Origin of the sequence: Clostridium sp. (genome assembly GCF_051656525.1) — a bacterium.
GTDB lineage: Bacteria > Bacillota > Clostridia > Clostridiales > Clostridiaceae > Clostridium.
In genome coordinates, this window is sequence record NZ_JBOGCC010000147.1 from 1 (window position 1) to 2,787 (window position 2,787).

Consider the following 2,787-nt stretch of genomic DNA (forward strand, 5'->3'; position numbering starts at 1 on the left):
TTCTCTTTCGACCATAGTTCTTCCAAATTGTGAAATATCTTTAATTTGATCCAAACCTACATTGCTATCACAGAATCCATTATACAAATTTTTGTCAACTTTTTCAAGCTTGTTTAAATAGATTCCTATATAGTCTTTCTTTCTTGTTGTAACTTTAAAATCTTTTTCACAATCCTCTATAATCTCTTTGATGTATGGAATATCCAACAATGCACAAGCAAAGTATATACCAGACTCTAATGTAGTATATTTGTTTATATTAGCCTTAATAATCTCTAACACACACTCTTTGCAAAATGGTATAATCCCATCTTTATATGTCTCATTGTACGCCTTGTAAAGGCTATCTTCACCAAAGAAGAAACCACACTTAAGGCATTGGTATTCTTTTATCTTCTTTTTTGGTGGCACGACCACACCTCCCTTTCATCCCTATGTAAGATGGGGAACCCCATCAATTTAAATAATATATTTTTTCATATTCAATACCATCTTCACTAAACACATAAAACTTACAACCTGCCCTAGACGAGCGTTTAAGCTTCTTACTATATTCACAAGCCCCAACGATAGAAGGGACTCTTACTACTTGTTTGTCACCAATTTCAGCAACTCCAATTGTCTCTTGGCTACTTCTGTGTAGATGACCTGCAATAAAAATGTCACAATCTACACCATAATAATCTTCATAGAAAGCAATAGACTTTTTCAAATCCCCTTCGCCATGATCTCCCATTATGTTAATCCCATAGAAACTATAGAATACAACACCTTTTGACAATGTTAGCTTTATGTTTTCATTGTTTAAAAGTCTTAATCTCATAAACTCATAGATTAGTTTATCTACTGTATCGTCAGGAAAATCGCCTTTTTTGCCAGTCAATAATCTAATCGCATCGTGGTTTCCACCAACCATTTGCATTTCAATGGGAACATTTAACTCCCTCTGTAATGTATCTAACCAAGTTGATAAAAACTCAGATAACTTAATTGTTGCATCAACAACACTTACACTACACTTTTGAATGTCTGTTAATCTTAGAATACCTTGAATGAAGTCTCCAAGTCCAAATATAACAAGTTTGTCATAATCAAGATTTGCCTTCATTTGAGCCATTAAATGCCACATACGAGCTTCAAAGATGTCTGTTGAATATTCATTAACAATCTCACCATTAAACGCTTCAAGCTTAATCTCTTGACCATAATGAATATCTGCAATATTGAGCAGTGCAGTCTTATCAATTGATTTGCTTTTTGTGTATACTTTTGTTTCAATAGGTTTTAATCTATCAATGGCATCTACAATCATTTCATGGAATAATTCTTGCCTAGCATCACTTCTTAAATTTTTATTGTAGTCTAAATTGAGTGTTTGAACTTTCATCTTTTCTTTCTTCAACTCTTCTTTAGCTACTCTAATTTCTTCTAATTCAGCCTCTGTGGAGTTTTCCATAGTCTTTGCCTTGTAATACATAGCTACATTGTAACCGCTATAAGGACCCACATTTACAGCATTTCTGAGGGTATTCTTATTCATCTTAAGTCCTAAGTCATCAACAATATCTTGCCATGACTTTTCTGAAACTCCTTCAACTTTATCAATAATTAATTGCAATCCATCTTCATATTTCATACCCTTTTCTCCCTTTTGTCCATTATACTAACTTGACATCTGCCTCTTTAATATCTACAAAGTTATCAAAGTTTTCCAATGACATATTGTCTATATCTTCAATTAACCTTAAAACCTCATCTTTAATATCTTCTTTAATCTTCAAATAAAATCCATCAAAACAGTTTCCATCTTGTGCTAACAGAGCGGTTCCTTTTATCTTTGTTGTTGTGTATCCTCTCATATTCATAAGTATGTCTACGTTTCCATCTAATTGTAGCCTAGGAACCTCTATTTGAAGCCTACCTATTCTCTTGAGAGTTTTTACATCTTGATATGGTGTAAAGAACAAAGGAATACTAAATATAGCATACATTTCTGTTGGGATGTAAGTTGAGCCAATAACAACTTCTTTCATATCAGGAACATTATGGTAGTATTTTATTGTGTAAATCTTTCCCTTTTTAAAGTTGTTACTTCTAAGAGTTCTACCTTCAAATTCTAATGTTTCATTTGTATCAACTGACCAACCAAAAATAAATACACTATTATAAAACTTTTCTGGTGTATAGTTTACAACAACTTCTCCATCTTTCTTGCAGAGTATACATTCTGTATCTAAGTAGTCTGTACCTACTTTAACTTCGCCACCAGTTGTCTCTTTAATCCAATCTAGGTTAAATAAAGCATTTTCAATTTCTATCTCTATGCTTGGATTGCTTGTGTATATTCCTATTAAACTTGCCCCATAACCACCACGAATCTCATTTCTTTGTGTCTGTATTCTTATTGAATTTTCAATCAAAGTTTTAGCTGTTGCAACTAGTTCTCCATTTTTAAATAGGTCTACGGTGGAAACACCAGCCAAATAATAACTTTTACCCATGTCTTCACCTCACTTAATTATGTAAGGGTAGAAAAACTACCCTATCATTTCTTCTAATTCTCTAATCTTTGTATTTCTATGTGCAATCAATTGACCACGATTCATATTTTCAGTTTTGTGTTTTAAAAATTTTACTTCGTCTATCAGCACTACTATATTATAACAATCACCACTAGACTTAGGTAGTAAATTTGACTTATCATGAAGTTTTTCTAATCCATTTATAGCACTTTTACATTTTTTAATTCTTTCATCAGTTTTCAATTTCTTTGCATAATTTAAAAAG

4 protein-coding genes are annotated in these 2,787 nt (G+C 32.1%); all 4 read right to left on the minus strand.

Annotated elements, in window-relative coordinates; genetic code table 11:
• Nucleotides 1-411, minus strand: a 411-nt coding sequence (locus tag ACRDDY_RS07375; RefSeq protein WP_438564304.1) for a hypothetical protein, incomplete at its 3' end; no start/stop codon positions are given.
• Nucleotides 412-454: 43 nt separating this feature from the next.
• Nucleotides 455-1,636 (minus strand): hypothetical protein, encoded by a 1,182-nt coding sequence (locus tag ACRDDY_RS07380; protein WP_438564305.1) that lies wholly within the window; start codon nucleotides 1,634-1,636, stop codon nucleotides 455-457.
• A gap of 22 nt (nucleotides 1,637-1,658) precedes the next feature.
• Nucleotides 1,659-2,501 (minus strand): hypothetical protein, encoded by an 843-nt coding sequence (locus ACRDDY_RS07385; protein ID WP_438564306.1) that lies wholly within the window; start codon nucleotides 2,499-2,501, stop codon nucleotides 1,659-1,661.
• Between the two features lie 36 nt (nucleotides 2,502-2,537).
• Nucleotides 2,538-2,787 (minus strand): hypothetical protein (locus ACRDDY_RS07390; RefSeq protein WP_438564307.1); only part of this gene is annotated, 250 nt, incomplete at its 5' end.

Excerpts from the sequence above, each read along its gene's own strand:
- ACRDDY_RS07385 (WP_438564306.1), bottom strand. The coding sequence starts at position 2,501 with ATGGGTAAAAGTTATTATTTGGCTGGTGTTTCCACCGTAGACCTATTT.
- ACRDDY_RS07380 (WP_438564305.1), bottom strand. The coding sequence starts at position 1,636 with ATGAAATATGAAGATGGATTGCAATTAATTATTGATAAAGTTGAAGGA.